A 14880-nucleotide genomic window follows, 5' to 3' on the forward strand; every position below is an offset into this window, starting at 1 on the left:
ACTGCGCTTCCTAAGAGGCGACAGCTCCTACGATCAGCTGATGGTTGCCGTACCCGACGTTGTGACGAGCGCGTGTGCCCCAAGTGAAGATGTCCTTGTCGAACGCACGGTCGCTGTTCAAGTCAGTCTTCGCTACTAGTGAGATAGCGACACGGATCTGGACGATGAACGGTAGAAGACCTTCGCTAAGGTCAGCTACAGCCCAAGTCTTGTTGGTGCCCAGGTGAGGCAAGACGACGACTTCGTAGCGTTGGTAGTTAGGGTTGTCGACAGCGACGCCGCCCTCAACGATTGTCTTTGAGTTGACCAGTTTGTTAGCTGCAGCTGATAGCTCAGGACCACAGATGATCGCTGTTCCCTGGTAGCCAAGGTACTCACCGCGGTCGTCAGTCTGCTTGTTCAACAGAAGCTCAGCAGCGGCAACGTTCGTCGCGTCAAGAGCTTTGGCTGTACCGAGGTAGTTGCTACCAGTGGTGTGATCAGCGTCAAAGAAGTTCTGTCCGTCGTAGATTGGCGTTGATGCAGCTAGTTCGAAGGCTTTGGCAGTCAGAATCGTGTAGTGCTTAGCAGCTTTGGTGGCTAGGCCGGTAACAGCAAGCATGATCTGGCCAGTGCTGTCGTCTTCGATCACATCGCGGTCAACATCAAGAGTTGATTCCCATTTCTTGTTGCTGATCTCATAGTTGAAGCCAGACAGTGTGCCAGGGATGCGCTCAGACTTGAACTCACGGAGTCCAGGTACGGTGCCAAGGAACGAATACTTCTCGCTGAGGCTTTTACTGTTGATCGGCATAGCGATCTTTTTCCAAAGTTCAGCGTTTGGGGCGCCTTCGAAACGTTTTTGCCACGTGACCTTGATGTTCGTATCAAGGGCTTCTAGCAGTTCTCGTGTGATTACAGACATTTAAAATGTTTCCTTTCTGTATTCGTCTTAGATTTTTACGCGTACTTCGGTTGCTGATACGAAGCCAACGACTTTGCCGACCTTGACATCGTTGGTTGTGGTTGCAGCTAGTGCGACCAGGTTGTCATCGACGGCATAGACGTCTTGGCCTACCCATGCTTGAGTAGCGCCAGTACAGCCCATCGAGCTGACACCTTCTACCCAGACGCGGACGATCTTGTCACCGGCAGCGCCAGCGCTGTTGTCCACTGTTTCCATTGCTAGTCCAGCGAATTTCTCGCTTGCTGTGTCGCCCGCTTTGGTAGCGAAGCCGGCAGCGTTGAAGTTGAGGTTTGAACCCTTGAATACCTTGACGGCCGCAAGCTTCACATCGATCAGGATGCCTTCTTGTCGTTCGTCAGCTTTTGATGCAGTTAGATTGCTCATTGTCTATAGACCTTTCTTATTTACTTTCACTTTGTGCTTTTTTGAACGCGGCGATGTCTTCAGCACTGTTGCCGAAGTCAGAACCTAGGTCCTTCTCTTCGTCAGTGATGACTACTTCTGTCTCAGCTTCACCCTTGCCACTGCCCGCTTCTGCCTTGAGCATCGGGTTCTCAGGCAAACTGGTGATGAATGCCTCTAGCGCAGTACGGTGCTTGCCGCTGGATGCGAGTAGCAGCGATACGGCGTTGTCCTGCTGATCAGACTTCACTCGGCCAGATGCAACGCTTGCCTGGACGAATTGGACAGCTTCATTCTTAGCTAGTTGCTCTTTGGCTTCACGGCCTGCCTTAGCGTCTGCCTGGAGCTGCTTCAGGTCGATACCAAGCTTCTTTGCGCTGGCCTCCAGCTTTTGGGATGCCTCAGCTTCTTGAGCCTCAGCAGCGGCCTTGTCGGCAGCTTCTTTGTCCGCAGCCTCTTTCTCAGCGGCTTCCTTGGCAGCAGCAGCTTTTGCCGCTTCATCGTCTTCTTCTAGTCCGTAGGTCTTCAGCTCTTCAGCAGTCAACTCAGACTTGTGCTCGGCTAGGAACGCTTTTTCTTCGTCCGTTAGCTCTGCAACTTGTTTCGCGCGAATTTCTTCTAGCGTCATAGTTTCTCCTTTATGTTTATCGCCGTCACCGGCACGGGCCGAGGCCATCACCGGTTTCAGTTTCTTTAGTAATGGATCGTTGGTGAGGGTGGCCCCAGTCACCACGTTCTTCAGCATCTCTCCTTCGACTTCTGGATTTTCGAAGGGCATCGATGCAGGGTAGAACTCGACGGATATGTAGCGGTACTCATCCCGTTCGATCTTTTCCTTGCCGAGTGTCGTCCAGTCGATAGCGGCCAACATCCGGTCGCCGGCACGACGAAGGGCGTTGATTCGGAAGGCCGCTGGGCTATCGCCACCTAAGTGATCAAGCGTTCCTGGGAGTGGCTCTGTTCCGCGGACGCGGTAGACACCAGCGTCAAAGTGGCCAACTGCCTCATCAATGTCGGCTTCAGTGACGTCGAAGTCTCCGTGCCAAGGCGTTCTCCACGAGCCAGTATGGATCAATTCGATTTCTTGTGGCAGCTCACCACTGACGCTTGCTTGCACCCTTTGCGTTAATCGAATTGATTTGCTCGTTTTCATCTAGTTATTAATTTGGATTAGACGAACAATATAGTCAAGGGTGAAATTGGCTAATAGCTATAGATGAGACTGCACCTACAGCGCGGATGACCCGCTGGCCGATCTAGCTCTCGTCCATTTGCCAGGATGAATAACTCATCAATAGGAACCGTCTTGCCAATAAGTGGGGAACAGATCTGACAAGCGCCTTTGAGTCCATCCCACGTCTTTTCCTTTGCTCCGGTTTGGACTGCATAATGCTTCAGCCCTGTTTGGTATGCGTTAACTGGCTCGGTCAGTGCGATCAGCTGGGCTCGGATCGGGTTGTCGATGACGTTCATCAGGCGCACTGTTGCGAAGTCGGCTGTCTCGCCCAAGGCGATGCTCTTAGCCACGGATTCACGGATGAGCTTGCGAGTAGTGTCGGTGACATTAGAAACCATCTGCGCCGTGTGCTTCCTTGCAGCATGCATGATGGCTTCGTCTAAGGACGCGAACTCAAGCGTCGAGTAGCCAGTCGGAATGCCGTAAAGCGTCTCCCCTGCCATTGCTCCCGTAGCCACCAGGTCGGTGATGATGTCGATGACTGCAGCGGTCAGAAGGATCTGCTCTTCCTTCCAGACTGGATCGTCGTTGTTAGCCACGGGGCCAGCGTCGGCTTTGATCGATGCGCGGTACTGCTTCCAGTCCACAGATTCAGCGGCTCGTATCGATAGATCGTGCAGATACTCGCCTGTAGCCGTTTCTAAGGACGCCTCAAGCGCGAGGAGTTGTTTGAACGTCTTAGGACTCGCCTTGTAGCTTTCCTGCCACTCCTCGGCTCCTGAGATGGCAGCGCGCAGTTGTTCGCGGGCGCTAAGCAGCTCTTGACGTGTTGCCATATAGCCGCCTCGTTATTGACGCGTGTACTTCCTTGGCCTTTTCGAGATCGGCCTTAGCGTCGTCGGTCTTGGTAGATTCGGCCGGTTTGTCTGCCTCCAGCTCTTCAATCTCATCCTCAGTCAGCTCGGACCAGCCGATCATCTTGCGCGTACTGTTCTCATCGTTGGCGTGTGGATGTAGCACACCTGCGTCAACAAACTTTTTAATCGCTTCACTCAGGACAGGAATGTTGTCGTCACTGATGTTGCCGACACGGAGCGTTGGATACTCACGGTCAGTGAAGTTGAGATCAACAAGGGTTCGAACCACAGTGTTCTGCAGCACCTGCACGACACGTCGAGCGACTGATTGAACCGCAAGCTCAAACAGCCGGCTATGGTCCTCGCTAGTGGAACGAGTGCCGCTGCCACCTGATGCACCGATCTCTAGGAATTGAGCCAAGACGTTCTTCATGATCTGGCGGTCGTGGTGGTTGATCGACGGTTCTACGTCCTTGAGTGAGTTTGCCTTCATATCGAGGAACTGAACGAGCCAGCCTTCTGGATGCTCGATGTAGGACTCTTCATTGGCGCGGAGATTGCGAACCAAGGTGCGCATCTTCTTCTTGTCGGCTTCAGTTGCACCTATGGGCGTAGTGACATCGATGATGCCCAGTGCATGACGTTCATGGCCGACGGCATCGATACGGTACAGCTTGTCCTTGATGTACCAGTGTTTGTACGCAGCGCGAAGCAGGGAGATTCCCTCATAGTTGTCACCCTCTTGCTTGTGAGTGAAGCGGACTAGTTTCTCTGCTGGGATGGAGAAGGTGTGCCCAGTGTTGTCCTGCTGCTGGATGCCGGGCTTGCCCTCAGTGGTTTCCCACTTCTGGATGGTCGTCTGCTTGCGGTAGCCCAGCTTCGCCAGGGCGATGCGGAGCGTGCCGTTGATCTCACGCGGTTCAAAGACCATCTCATGCACGTCATGGCCGAAGTCGAGGAAGGTAAGGGCTTCACCCAGGAACTGGTCCCAGTCCACAATGTGAAAGAGGCAGTCTTTGACGAACTCGGCGACTTCCTTGTCGGCGTCATCGTCGGAGGCTGGATCAACCTCGTAGTCTGCGCTCAGGACTGGAAGCTTCACCGCATTCAGTGCGGCATTCACTGTGGCATCGCTTCGTCGCATCTGGTCGTAGGCGTCAATCGCCTTCTTGCCCGTCAGCTTTGGGTTGTACTCTTCCCCTGTGATAATGCCACTAGTAATAGAAACTCCAGAATTTCCTATTTCTTTTGTTTGAAGTTTCTTTGTATCCATCTACTACTAAAAGTACGACAATTAGAAGTTTTCGTCTAGCAATCCAGACGTTATTGATTCATAGTCGTCATCGTCATATGAATCGATAGGTGGCGGCGTGTTATTGTAGAAGCACATAATGAGGGCATCAGCATTGTCCGGTGATCGGTATCCGCGCTTCTTGTAGTCAGCTTTGCCTTCTACACCGCGGCGCCCTTTGGAATCCATCTTCCACTGCCGAGTGGATAGCTCCATTAGCAGGTCGTCGTTCATCTCAATGTGGATAGTATCGATGACACTCGCTAAGTAGAACCAGGCTTCGCTGATGAGGTTCGGATACTTATCTGGGTCAGACGCCTTCGCACCAAAGTTGATCGGCATGACGCGGTAGCCTCTGCGCATCATCTCGTCAGTTACTCCCCCACCGACGCCAGTGTCATCCACCTTGATCAGAACCGACTTGTCGTAGTCGACGAACAGTTCGAGCTTGTCGGAGACTTCTGTCGTCCTCAACTTGGTGTAGGACTTCGTGGCGATGTCATTGAGCCCTTTGCGCATCTTGAACACCGTGCGGTCATCCCCCATGCGGGCAACGTCAACACCGACTTCAATCGCACCCTCTGAGCTCACACTTCGTTCCATGGCTTCAAGGATTGCGGTGCGGCTGAGAATTGCCGTGTCAGCCTGGGTAACTGGTTCGCCGAGCCAGACATGCGCGTAGAGGTCCAGGCTTGCTGCTTTGTCTGCTTCCATCTCTTCCAGAAGCTCAGCCGGCAACAGTCCTGCACGTTCAAGAACGTCGTAGTTGACCTTGCGGACATAGGTTCTGGGGCGGTCTGCCTTCACGTAGCGGACATAGACAGGATCGAGCTCATTCTGACGGTTGAACGTGTAGATCAGCTGACTGCCTGGCTTACGCACCGTCGGGATCAAGACCTTCAAGCTGGCTTCGCTGATGCTCTGGGCTTCTTCCACCCAGGCAATATCGATGCCTTCTGTGGACTTCACCTCAGTTGAGTTATGCCGTAGTCCCTTGAAGAAGAACTCGGTACCGGTGATGGTGTTGCGAATTGACTTCTCAGTGATCTCGTAGTCAGTAAAGCCATTGTTGTAGATGATGTCGGACAGCAGCTTGTGCACGGAATCAGCGATGGTGTTCTGCAGCTCACGGGTACACAGGATACGCAGCTTCTTCTGCCGTCCACGAAGGATAAGTGCCAGGGCGACATGCTGAGACTTGCCAGAGCCGCGGCCACCGTAGAAGACGATGTTGCGCCACTCTTCATTGAACAGCTCCTCATACTCTTCGAGGAACTTAATCCTTACTTGGTTGGTCCCCACTTCGGACGATCTCCACAAGCGCCTGCATAGGCTTACCGTCAGTCGTGTGGTCTATCTCCTGACGTTCCTTCCAACCCCAGTTGTTCTTGAGGCTGAAGGAGGCGCCTGAGGCACTCTTTGAGTAGAGGGCATTCTCTGCCCATTCGTGGCAACGCTCGTAAGCAAGCATCACCGGGTCAGAAAACCGGTCGCCGTTCTTGTACTGGACGAGCGTCTCGCGAGTGATACCTAGTGCCCTGGCGAGACCTGAAACGGTGTACGGCTTCTGCTCTGTCATTACCTTGCGCTGGGCAAAGATGGTCTCGCCGCGCTCGTTGATACCCGACTCCACCAGGCGTGACTCAAGATGTGGATCACACGCATCGAAGTACGAGTCGATCGCTACTTGAAGCTCATCAACGGTCTTGAACTTGAGCGGTCGTCCGCCCTTGTTCTTCTCTGCTGGTTGTTCCGGTGAGTCAGTGTCTGCCATATGTGCCCCTATTTATGCACAAACGCGTCGAATTTAAAAGAGGCAACCAAGTCCGTATAGGGTCAGCTTCATGCAATTCACCGACAGTTACGCCAATACGAGGGTAGTTCCACAACATATTGCTAGGCGCTACGCGTGGATGGAGACCGGCAATGCCGCCGCCATACTCAACGCCGTTGCTCGTGATGAGTACAACGAGTTCCTCGATGTACTTGAAAACTTCTACCTATCGCCGAACTCATGGCTTGTAGCAGGCGGCAACAAAGGGGACATTGCACAGGATTTGGACGACCGGTTCCGGGCTTTGGGCTGGAAGGAGACTCGGATTGATACGGAGATAAGGGGCTACTTCCTGACAGACATCAGCGGCCCCAAGGACAATCAGACTGCCCACATAGAGGAAGCGCCAGTCATCTTCAGCGAGGGTTTCAAAGTCGACAACCGTAAAGGCCGGATGATCGTCGACATCGAGTGGAACGCAAAAGACGGCAACTTGGATCGTGACCTGGCTGCGTACCGCTCCTGGTACGAATATGGCCTCATCGACGGCGCCGTCATCATCACCAAGGATCGTCACTCACTGCTCGAATTGGCACGGCACGTATGGGGCGAGTATCAGGCATCTATCGGAGGGAACCCTAGGACAAGGCTGCCGATCGACTTGAGCAGTTCTACAACGACTTCGTTCGATAAAGCTGCAATCAGACTTCAGCGGCGAGAGGCTGGCAACTGCCCGGTGCTCATCGTGGGAGTCTCGTCCGCCACTTGGGATGGGACGGCTTTCACCCTGCATCCCCAAGACGTCGAAGTGCTGGTTAGAGAAGCGAGGGCCGGCCAGACGACCGAGGATGAAGAAGAGCTGAGCTAGGTTCGCCTCTACTCTTGCGTGGTCGTCCGAGCTTTGTCGGCGGTCACTACTAGAGTCATCGACATGGACTTGACCTACTCATTCAAAGACGTCTTCTCGCAAGACATACTCGACCGATATACGTTCCTCGAGACCCGCAACGCAGCGGCCGTCTTCAAGGCCAGCAACCCTGATCACTTTAAGGAGTTGGCTGAAGTCCTCAGCGACTTCAAGCTGTACGACGCGGACATCATCATCCCTGGCGGTAACCGCGGCAAGATCGCTTACCGGTTGGACAAGCACTTCGAAGAGCTCGGGTGGAGAGCCGTACGCGTTACAACGGAGTCAAAGCTCCTGGGCCAGATGAAAGCCAGCATGAACGCGAAGACCTACGACGTTGAGTTCATGAACACCAGTGTGGTCAACCCCGGCTTTGAAGTGGACAACATGAAGGATCGCGTGGCCATTGATGTTGAGTGGAACGCCAAGGACGGCAACCTGGATCGTGACTTGGCGGCTTACCGTTCCCTGTATGACATGGGCCTCATTGACGTAACGACTCTGATCACTCGTGATCACGCAGGTATCCGACGATTGGCAGGCGAAGATCTGGAGAGCCCCGACTCGTACCGTCGCCTGGGAACGAGTACCACCACGAATATGGCCAAGCTGGAAGACCGTATGACGCGTGGTGACTCGGGTGGTTGCCCGCTCCTCGGCATCGGCATGACTCAAACGACGTGGGCAGGCAAGGGCGTACCTCGCCCTGGCGAAGAGCACACCACGGTCGACGAACTCTATGAGGCGTATCTCAAAGCCAAAGCAGAGCGAGAAAAGGCCAAGGGTGGTAAGGCTGAGCTGAGTGACGAGGAGATCGACGAGGTACTCGAGTCGGTCGAAGAAGAGCACACGAACAACGACTAGAATTGCCTGATCATGACTAACACCCCCCGCCCTGCCCCCCTGCGTGCTGACGTCTCTCCGACGCCATTCACCCCCCTGCCTACAGTTGAGGGAGGTTTCCAGACGGTCCTTGCCGATCCGCCCTGGCGCTTCACGAACCGCACCGGCAAAGTAGCTCCTGAACACCGCCGACTCGATCGCTACGACACCATGTCTTTTGACGAGATCATGGCGCTTCCTGTTGGCGAGACCATGTCGAAGAACGCGCACCTCTACCTGTGGGTTCCGAATGCACTGCTGCCTGAAGGACTCGAAGTCATGAAGGCTTGGGGCTTCCGGTATGTCAGCAACGTCATTTGGGCCAAGCGTCGTAAAGACGGCGGCCCGGATGGTCGCGGCGTGGGCTTCTACTTCCGCAACGTCACCGAGATTCTGCTGTTCGGTGTTCGTGGCTCCATGCGTACGCTGCCGCCGGCTCGCAGCCAGGTAAACATGATTGAGACGCGCAAGCGCGAACACTCTCGTAAGCCTGATGAACAGTACGACTTCATTGAGAGCTGCTCGCCTGGTCCGCGCCTGGAGATGTTTGCTCGCTACCCTCGTGATGGTTGGCACGTCTGGGGTAATGAAGCCCAATCAGAAGACGAGGTCCGCGGTAAGGTCCACAAGGGCTATGAAGGCGGCGCCATCGAGCGTCCTGTTGTCGTCTATGAAGAGTCTGACGACTACGAGATCGCCGAGATCGAAGAATTAGTTCGCCAGTAATAAAAGTGAAAGCCATGTCGGAGAGTCACATTCCGGCATGGCTTTTCTTTTGCGCGTGTAATGTCGCCCCTTGTAGATAGACTGCGGCCATATCTTCATCAGACATTGGGGGCAGCACAATGACGTACCAGCAACCTGACATGCAGCAGGCAGCACCGAAGCGCAAAGGCGGGCTCTGGTGGAAAATAGTTATTGCGGTGGTAGGCATTCTGGCAATTGGCGCCGCAGTCGTCGGCTCTATCGCACTTAGTTCAATGAACGCCGCAGCGGAAGCCAGTGCATCGGCATCAGTCAGCGCCGCAGCCAGTCGGTCGGCAGAAGCATCGCAGAAGGCGGCTAAGGCGAAAGCCGAGGCTGACCTGGATCGCTCGATCAAAGACCTCGCGACTGCCATGGATAAGTCCCTCAAGGATGCCGCAAAAGCTGATCGGGTAGCTATGGAGAAAGGCGACTGGACCTACGTCTCTGACTACCTGTACTACGCCATGCCAACCGAACGCTATACGTGTCCCGGACGCAATGCCTGCGCGTCCATGGTTGTCACCACTACCAAGCAGCCTGACGGCTGTCCCAGGGGATTGAGTGTAAACGTCAGCTTCTTATCGTCCACCGGAGTATCCGTCTATAACGCCGTTCGGACAACGGGAGCGCTTCACTATGAAGAACAGGCGCAACTGGACTTCACCGATCTATCTGGTAATGGGAAGACCATACGCGTTGATTCGATGCGCTGCTACTAGCGAAGCGTCGTCCCGAAGTGTCCAACCACGTAATCGCAGTTGTCCCGGTCATTGTGTTGTAGACCGAACCCTGCGTCTGCGTAATCAGCCACGAGCACTGCTTGATGAGTTGGACTGGCGATCCAGGCTGTCACAACCGTATCTGCTGAGTCGTAGCACTTAGCTAGGTTCTCTCCAGCTGTCTGGTAGTCGTAGCCGGCCCCTTGAATGAAATCCCAGGGTGTCTGGCCGTCAGGTGCTATGTGGCTCCAGTACTGGGATGTCACTAAGTCGTGAGCCTTAGCCTGTGAAGAGCTGTTGAGCTTGTCGTTCAGGACTAGCGGTGACAGGTGCTTGGTTGATCGGTACTCGTTCACCGCTGCGAGGATGCCAGGGACACGCTCTGTGGGCCGTATGGATGTGGTTACGGACGAGGCCGCTTCATTGCCGGGACTTTCCAATGAACGGACCGCATGGCCCACTACGAAGCTCCAGGCTGCTATTAGGGCTATCAATAGAATCAAACCAATTGTATTTTTACGCATCACCTTCTCTTTCCTTATTAGTTTCCTATGATCTAAGAGGGCTCTCGCATGGCCCTCTTAGATCTTCTATTTGCATTCCCAGAGCTTGCTCGCCCCGTCTCTGAACATCCCAGCAGTTACGTTGGCATTTGCCGTCGCGTCAAAGACGCTTGCCCCTGGGTAGCCGTACTTGGCAGCTCGTGCCGGCCAGTAGCCAGACAGGTGTTGGAAGAGACCGCTAGGGTTGCCGTTCTCGCTATACCCGTAGTTGATGGCAGCAGGATTCATCGTGGACTCACACATGGCGATACTGACGAAGTGGTTCTCATCCAGGCCGAACTTACGAGCTGCTTCACGAACGATCTCTTCGACACTGCCTGTGGCTTGCGGTGGGGCCGGCTGTGGCTGTTCTGCCACGATTACCGGCTCATCAACCGTCTTTGGTTCTGGTGCTTCAACTGGAAGCTCTGGCGTTGCTACCGTCGTTATTGGAACAGCGCTGGTAGCGACTACTGCTCGACTGTTTTTGAAACCAATGTCATGTCCTGGACGACTGCTGCGCGAGCCTCGCTATGGATGTTCGTGTACAGGAACCAGTTAGCGACGGTGACGACTACCAATGTCGTGAAGAACGTCAGTGCGATCGTCAGGATGAACGTGGTTCGGTTCACTGTCTTAGGTACTGGGACGTCTTGTGGTTTTGGTGCTGCTTCTTTGCTTGTCATGATTTTTCTTACCCTTGCCCATAGTGGGCGTTATATATGTTTGTTTGGCTTATAGAGCCAGTTCCGAGCAGGTAAGGGTGGGCATCACCTACTCAGAACTGGACCTACAGGTTCATACAGTTACATGGCTGCTAGTAGTAAGACTGTGAATCACTCTCCTACTGGCTAGTTGCTGTAATCACTTCACAGGGTAAATTGACTTAGAGTCATAGATTACGTTTACGCCCCTACTACTAGCTGACTACACAAGCAGATAACTCGTCGCCCCTTCATACCGTCGTAGGAAAAGCGTTATCGTTGCACTGGACACTCATGTAGCCGTGTTGAACATATAAGGCAGGGATTTGCCGAGCTGGAGCGCCAGCCATTGTCTCCAATTTATTTATGGCTATCATTTTGGTACTCGTATAGTCACCCTGCATGGAGATACTTGAAGGCACCGAAGTCTCTATCCGAAGAGAGAGTCCCACTGGTGATACTCCTTACCAACGTCCTAAGCGTCTACCTATTCCGCCACTTATATGTCCATGTAACTGTATGAATTGTGAATGTTCTCAGTTCAACCGCTTCGTTCCATAAGCTTACGACGATGATACGAGCTACGACTTATTTCTCTAACTCGCTCGCGATTGCGATTAGCCCAAGCAGTGTTGCGTATTCGTTTACATTCTTTGCAGTTTCGAGATCCCGGCTTGTAGGATGCGTACCCTACAATGCTCAGATCATGCCCGTTGTTACAGTGGGTTCCATACACGTTAGCGCCCTTGCCTCTGTTTAGATTCTCTGCGTTGGTAACCGGTTCAAGATGATCAACATTGATACAGATCCGATTGCCGCACAGATGATCCAGAACTAGACCGTCCGGTATATCTCCCACTAGGGCTATATACATCTCGCGGTGAAGCAGTCTGAGCTTCCATACCCCGTCTATCTTCACATTTCGCCTTGCATATCCTTTTGTAGAAGGAGGTGAGGCGGATAACATACAGTCTTTATCCATGTATGACATTATGAAGCTATTCGACATAAATGTAAACGATATTCTTTCATGCGCACTCGTCAGAGGCTCTAAGGATTCTTACCATGCCCGGTGAGCGGTATTGCGCCGCCAGCTTTCGCTTTATCCAGCATCCCCTGAAGGGTGCGCATGAATGGTTGAATTGTTTATGTGCTAGTTCTTATTGAACTGCTTATAGTTAAACACACATCGTCATAATAAGCAATACTATTTTTACGTAAAGCTGTGGATAACTAGCGCTCTATAGGGGTCATATCACGAAAGATTCTTTTGCTTATTCAGACGCCTCAATCCGCATACGGTCTACAAAGCGACTAAACAGCTCTACGATGATCCGATCTGAATCTTCATATAGGCGATCAACATAAGCTTCGAGCCGGGAATTATCCGCAGGCTCGTGCTCGCTCATTCCACCTGGTCCCGCATCATGATCTCGAAGGTGAGCCGGCCCAGGATCTTCTGCACGTCGCCCTGGGCGCGAGGGGTAAGGTTGCCTGCTTGCTCCAGCTGCGCGAAGTACAAAGCCCTATTGAAGAGCGCCTCATCGTCCATCGTGGTGTAGTCACCTGTTGATTGAAGTTCGCCGTAGATAGAACGCATTTCACTCATTTGTCCTGATAATGCGCTTTTGGGTGGTGGTCGTCAATAGCTATCGTCTTGTAGTGCCCTTTATCCAGTACCAAAAACGGTGATACCAAGAGTGATGATAACCGATCCAGTTGTTGCGCTCATCACCATGTGGAGCTACATCGCCACATAGGTCACACGTTGGCTCACTCATAGTTGTTCAACCTTGCCGTCACTCCAAATAACTTTTGTGCCGTAGTCAGGATGAGCGTATATATGGACGTTGCATAAAGACTCCCACTTGTCCCACCAAACCATTGAACCTGTCTCTGTAAGCCATCGTTGAGCCGTGGAACCATCAGAGAACACGCATGCTTCAAACTGCGGCTCGTCAGCATTGTTATAGTTGCTCTTTTCGAGGTCAGCCTTCAACTGCTGCGCTTCTGTCCTATACACCACACACGTTCTTATTGCTTCATCCATATCACCTTCCTTCCATTGACTGCTGTTATTATGCTCAGATACTTAGTCGGCTTCTTACCATAGGGCCCCCCTTCCCTAGCTCTAGGGGTAGTGGGCTGACTGGCGCTTTACAACTGGTACCTATGACCTTTTGGCTTCCCAACCTACTCAGTGATACCGCCGAACTACTTGTGAGCACCGCATAGACCAGGTTGACGTGATAGGGGGCAATGTATCAGAGCCTGGGTTTAGCGCTACTAGCAAGTTCATTCATGGAGTTTTTATACATGATCTCCGAACAATTCTCTGTAAAAGTATTTACACAATCGACGTAATGGTTCATAATCAAGGCCAGCAAGAAGCGTGTATCACCCACTAGAAATAGTGGGTATTCCTTTGTCTGAAATCCCTAGTCTAACTGTATGGCTCTACTCGCATCGCAAGAAGCGTGTAAAGCTGTTCACCATTATGAAGCGTCGCGCCTATAAGTCAATAAAAAAGTGAACAATCTTACAAAAACACACTAGGCAAAAAGATAGCCATCCAGCATAATACGGGGCAATGGGCACACCTACACAAAAACCACTCTCGCTATTCCGGACCATACAAGTACCAGTTCTAGTCATGCCGCGTCCTAAGTCCTCAATCCTGGCCGACCTAAAAGAAAACGCTAAACGCAAAATCTATCTGCCCCGCCCGAAAGTTTAGTGTTACAATCAGGGCAGATTACTAGCTTGGGTCAACTCGCTGATAATCTCGCACCTTCTATGGATGCGGCAGCGATGCCGCTGGGATCTCCTCCCACTCAGTTACAACAACACAACCAACACACTCCACACAAAAGAAGCCGCCCATCTTGGGCGGCTTTACTTATGTGCTTAGTTGGTGAGGCTTATCCACATACCGAGAGTGCTGGCCAGGGCAATGAACGACCAGGAGTTGAGTATGTGTTCATCTTTGCGGCGGTAGCTACGCGCAGGGCGACTCACACGGCCACGCGGCTTATTGCGGAGTGGTGACAAGTCGATGATCTCGCCGGTTCGCGTTTCTGTTAGGCCTACTGAAGTGCTAACAAGCATGCAACGAGTCCTCACCGTCTATAGGGACATACTTCAAATTGAGACACGCGAAGTCCCCATGAAGTGCCAAAGCGTACTGATCCCGCATCCACGCAGCTTCCAGCTCCGTTGGGAAGTATCCGATATTTATCTGATAACCAGATACCTTGATCCTGGCGATCCATCGACTCGTGATCGGATAGTAGGCCACGCCCACATAGCGAGAGGAAGAACCCGAACGACTGCCCCGGTTCCACATATTCTGCTGATTGGTTGCTGGCCTCAGATTGGCACGACGATTATCAAGTTTGTCGCCGTTGATGTGATCTACCTGTTCCGATGACAAGAGTACCCTTCCGACCATGCGCTGAACGATGATTCTATGCATCGATCGGAGTTTTGATTCGGGCGTCGACTTTATCCATACGCTGCGCTGCGCGTATCCCCCTTTTACGTACCACTTGTAATACGACAGATCATAGTCTTGCCGATCAACTTTGATAATAGATTCGTCGTCTATATATATCACCATGTTCTAGAGTTTCCGTTTAGTTTGATATGAGCAGTTTGGAGACTTGCTCGGGTCGGATAGATCCTAGCTACGGAATGTTACTTTTGGAGATTTGCCCTCGCCGTTTTCGGTTAGCCCTACATCTATAGTCATCCAGTTACCGTTTATGAAATAGCCGCCGTGCATACTTGCATTTGCATCTATCTTGAAGTTTGCGTCGTGGGCTTGATACTGAGTCGTGTAGTGGTCTGTTACTTTCAATACCACTTCTGGGTCTGTATCAATACGGGCCTGGATTGTTTGAAGGTTTGCAACTAGTTCTGAAAGTTTCATC

General features: G+C 52.5%; 17 protein-coding genes. 4 read left to right on the forward strand and 13 right to left on the reverse strand.

The features are described 5' to 3' along the window. Positions 1-10: 10 nt before the first annotated feature. Genes QK291_RS06835 through QK291_RS06865 form a run of 7 tightly spaced genes read right to left on the reverse strand, consistent with a single transcriptional unit; the run spans position 11 to position 6447 of the window. Complete coding sequence (locus tag QK291_RS06835) at positions 11-904, reverse strand: Mu-like prophage major head subunit gpT family protein (RefSeq protein WP_282380305.1); 894 nt, start codon at positions 902-904, stop codon at positions 11-13. 27 nt (positions 905-931) lie between these two features. Then, on the reverse strand, positions 932-1330 hold the full coding sequence (locus QK291_RS06840; protein WP_282380307.1) for a hypothetical protein: 399 nt from the start codon (positions 1328-1330) through the stop codon (positions 932-934). A gap of 16 nt (positions 1331-1346) precedes the next feature. Then, the gene (locus tag QK291_RS06845) at positions 1347-2501 is read right to left on the reverse strand and encodes a phage protease (RefSeq protein WP_282380309.1); all 1155 of its coding nucleotides are present in this window, start codon (positions 2499-2501) and stop codon (positions 1347-1349) included. 50 nt (positions 2502-2551) lie between these two features. Further along, a complete protein-coding gene (locus tag QK291_RS06850; protein WP_282380311.1) occupies positions 2552-3361 on the reverse strand; it encodes a hypothetical protein in 810 nt (269 codons plus the stop codon). Next, complete coding sequence (locus QK291_RS06855) at positions 3336-4655, reverse strand: DUF935 family protein (RefSeq protein WP_282380313.1); 1320 nt, start codon at positions 4653-4655, stop codon at positions 3336-3338. The genes QK291_RS06850 and QK291_RS06855 overlap by 26 nt, the downstream gene beginning before the upstream one ends. Positions 4656-4676: 21 nt before the next feature. Next, positions 4677-5975 (reverse strand): PBSX family phage terminase large subunit, encoded by a 1299-nt coding sequence (locus QK291_RS06860; RefSeq protein ID WP_282380315.1) that lies wholly within the window; start codon positions 5973-5975, stop codon positions 4677-4679. Then, complete coding sequence (locus QK291_RS06865) at positions 5950-6447, reverse strand: terminase small subunit (protein WP_282380317.1); 498 nt, start codon at positions 6445-6447, stop codon at positions 5950-5952. The genes QK291_RS06860 and QK291_RS06865 overlap by 26 nt, the downstream gene beginning before the upstream one ends. A gap of 70 nt (positions 6448-6517) precedes the next feature. Here QK291_RS06865 and QK291_RS06870 point away from each other — a divergent pair, with 70 nt between their 5' ends. The 4 genes from QK291_RS06870 to QK291_RS06885 all read left to right on the forward strand — a co-directional run bounded on the left by QK291_RS06870 (position 6518) and on the right by QK291_RS06885 (position 9702). After that, positions 6518-7315 (forward strand): BglII/BstYI family type II restriction endonuclease, encoded by a 798-nt coding sequence (locus QK291_RS06870; RefSeq protein WP_282380319.1) that lies wholly within the window; start codon positions 6518-6520, stop codon positions 7313-7315. Between the two features lie 63 nt (positions 7316-7378). After that, positions 7379-8218, forward strand: a complete 840-nt coding sequence (locus tag QK291_RS06875; protein ID WP_282380321.1) for a BglII/BstYI family type II restriction endonuclease — start codon at positions 7379-7381, stop codon at positions 8216-8218. A 12-nt stretch (positions 8219-8230) separates the two neighbouring features. Then, complete coding sequence (locus QK291_RS06880; protein ID WP_282380323.1) at positions 8231-8962, forward strand: MT-A70 family methyltransferase; 732 nt, start codon at positions 8231-8233, stop codon at positions 8960-8962. A 140-nt stretch (positions 8963-9102) separates the two neighbouring features. Next, the gene (locus QK291_RS06885) at positions 9103-9702 is read left to right on the forward strand and encodes a hypothetical protein (protein WP_282380325.1); all 600 of its coding nucleotides are present in this window, start codon (positions 9103-9105) and stop codon (positions 9700-9702) included. A 590-nt stretch (positions 9703-10292) separates the two neighbouring features. Here the strand turns inward: QK291_RS06885 and QK291_RS06890 are convergent. The 6 genes from QK291_RS06890 to QK291_RS06915 form a co-directional block, all read right to left on the reverse strand. Next, positions 10293-10622 carry a transglycosylase SLT domain-containing protein gene (locus tag QK291_RS06890; protein WP_282380326.1) on the reverse strand — a complete coding sequence of 110 codons (330 nt, stop codon included), beginning with the start codon at positions 10620-10622 and terminating at the stop codon, positions 10293-10295. A 92-nt stretch (positions 10623-10714) separates the two neighbouring features. Continuing rightward, positions 10715-10930, reverse strand: coding sequence for a hypothetical protein (locus QK291_RS06895; RefSeq protein WP_282380327.1), 216 nt, complete (start codon positions 10928-10930; stop codon positions 10715-10717). A 1423-nt stretch (positions 10931-12353) separates the two neighbouring features. Next, the gene (locus QK291_RS06900; RefSeq protein ID WP_282380329.1) at positions 12354-12548 is read right to left on the reverse strand and encodes a hypothetical protein; all 195 of its coding nucleotides are present in this window, start codon (positions 12546-12548) and stop codon (positions 12354-12356) included. Positions 12549-12725: 177 nt separating this feature from the next. Next, the gene (locus tag QK291_RS06905) at positions 12726-12998 is read right to left on the reverse strand and encodes a hypothetical protein (protein ID WP_282380331.1); all 273 of its coding nucleotides are present in this window, start codon (positions 12996-12998) and stop codon (positions 12726-12728) included. A gap of 1047 nt (positions 12999-14045) precedes the next feature. After that, positions 14046-14567: an HNH endonuclease gene (locus QK291_RS06910; protein ID WP_282380333.1), complete on the reverse strand. Its 522-nt coding sequence runs from the start codon at positions 14565-14567 to the stop codon at positions 14046-14048. 63 nt (positions 14568-14630) lie between these two features. After that, the gene (locus QK291_RS06915; RefSeq protein ID WP_282380335.1) at positions 14631-14879 is read right to left on the reverse strand and encodes a hypothetical protein; all 249 of its coding nucleotides are present in this window, start codon (positions 14877-14879) and stop codon (positions 14631-14633) included. Position 14880: the final 1 nt, after the last annotated feature.

Source organism: Arthrobacter sp. AL12 (assembly GCF_029960645.1).
Taxonomy (GTDB): Bacteria; Actinomycetota; Actinomycetes; order Actinomycetales; family Micrococcaceae; genus Arthrobacter.

Bases quoted from the DNA above. Each gene is read 5' to 3' on its own strand.
- QK291_RS06900 (WP_282380329.1), bottom strand. From the start codon at position 12,548: ATGCGTTCTATCTACGGCGAACTTCAATCAACAGGTGACTACACCACG.
- QK291_RS06905 (WP_282380331.1), bottom strand. From the start codon at position 12,998: ATGGATGAAGCAATAAGAACGTGTGTGGTGTATAGGACAGAAGCGCAG.
- QK291_RS06910 (WP_282380333.1), bottom strand. From the start codon at position 14,567: ATGGTGATATATATAGACGACGAATCTATTATCAAAGTTGATCGGCAA.
- QK291_RS06875 (WP_282380321.1), top strand. From the start codon at position 7,379: ATGGACTTGACCTACTCATTCAAAGACGTCTTCTCGCAAGACATACTC.
- QK291_RS06845 (WP_282380309.1), bottom strand. From the start codon at position 2,501: ATGAAAACGAGCAAATCAATTCGATTAACGCAAAGGGTGCAAGCAAGC.
- QK291_RS06870 (WP_282380319.1), top strand. From the start codon at position 6,518: ATGCAATTCACCGACAGTTACGCCAATACGAGGGTAGTTCCACAACAT.
- QK291_RS06915 (WP_282380335.1), bottom strand. From the start codon at position 14,879: ATGAAACTTTCAGAACTAGTTGCAAACCTTCAAACAATCCAGGCCCGT.
- QK291_RS06885 (WP_282380325.1), top strand. From the start codon at position 9,103: ATGCAGCAGGCAGCACCGAAGCGCAAAGGCGGGCTCTGGTGGAAAATA.
- QK291_RS06835 (WP_282380305.1), bottom strand. From the start codon at position 904: ATGTCTGTAATCACACGAGAACTGCTAGAAGCCCTTGATACGAACATC.
- QK291_RS06895 (WP_282380327.1), bottom strand. From the start codon at position 10,930: ATGACAAGCAAAGAAGCAGCACCAAAACCACAAGACGTCCCAGTACCT.
- QK291_RS06855 (WP_282380313.1), bottom strand. From the start codon at position 4,655: ATGGATACAAAGAAACTTCAAACAAAAGAAATAGGAAATTCTGGAGTT.
- QK291_RS06865 (WP_282380317.1), bottom strand. From the start codon at position 6,447: ATGGCAGACACTGACTCACCGGAACAACCAGCAGAGAAGAACAAGGGC.
- QK291_RS06880 (WP_282380323.1), top strand. From the start codon at position 8,231: ATGACTAACACCCCCCGCCCTGCCCCCCTGCGTGCTGACGTCTCTCCG.
- QK291_RS06840 (WP_282380307.1), bottom strand. From the start codon at position 1,330: ATGAGCAATCTAACTGCATCAAAAGCTGACGAACGACAAGAAGGCATC.
- QK291_RS06850 (WP_282380311.1), bottom strand. From the start codon at position 3,361: ATGGCAACACGTCAAGAGCTGCTTAGCGCCCGCGAACAACTGCGCGCT.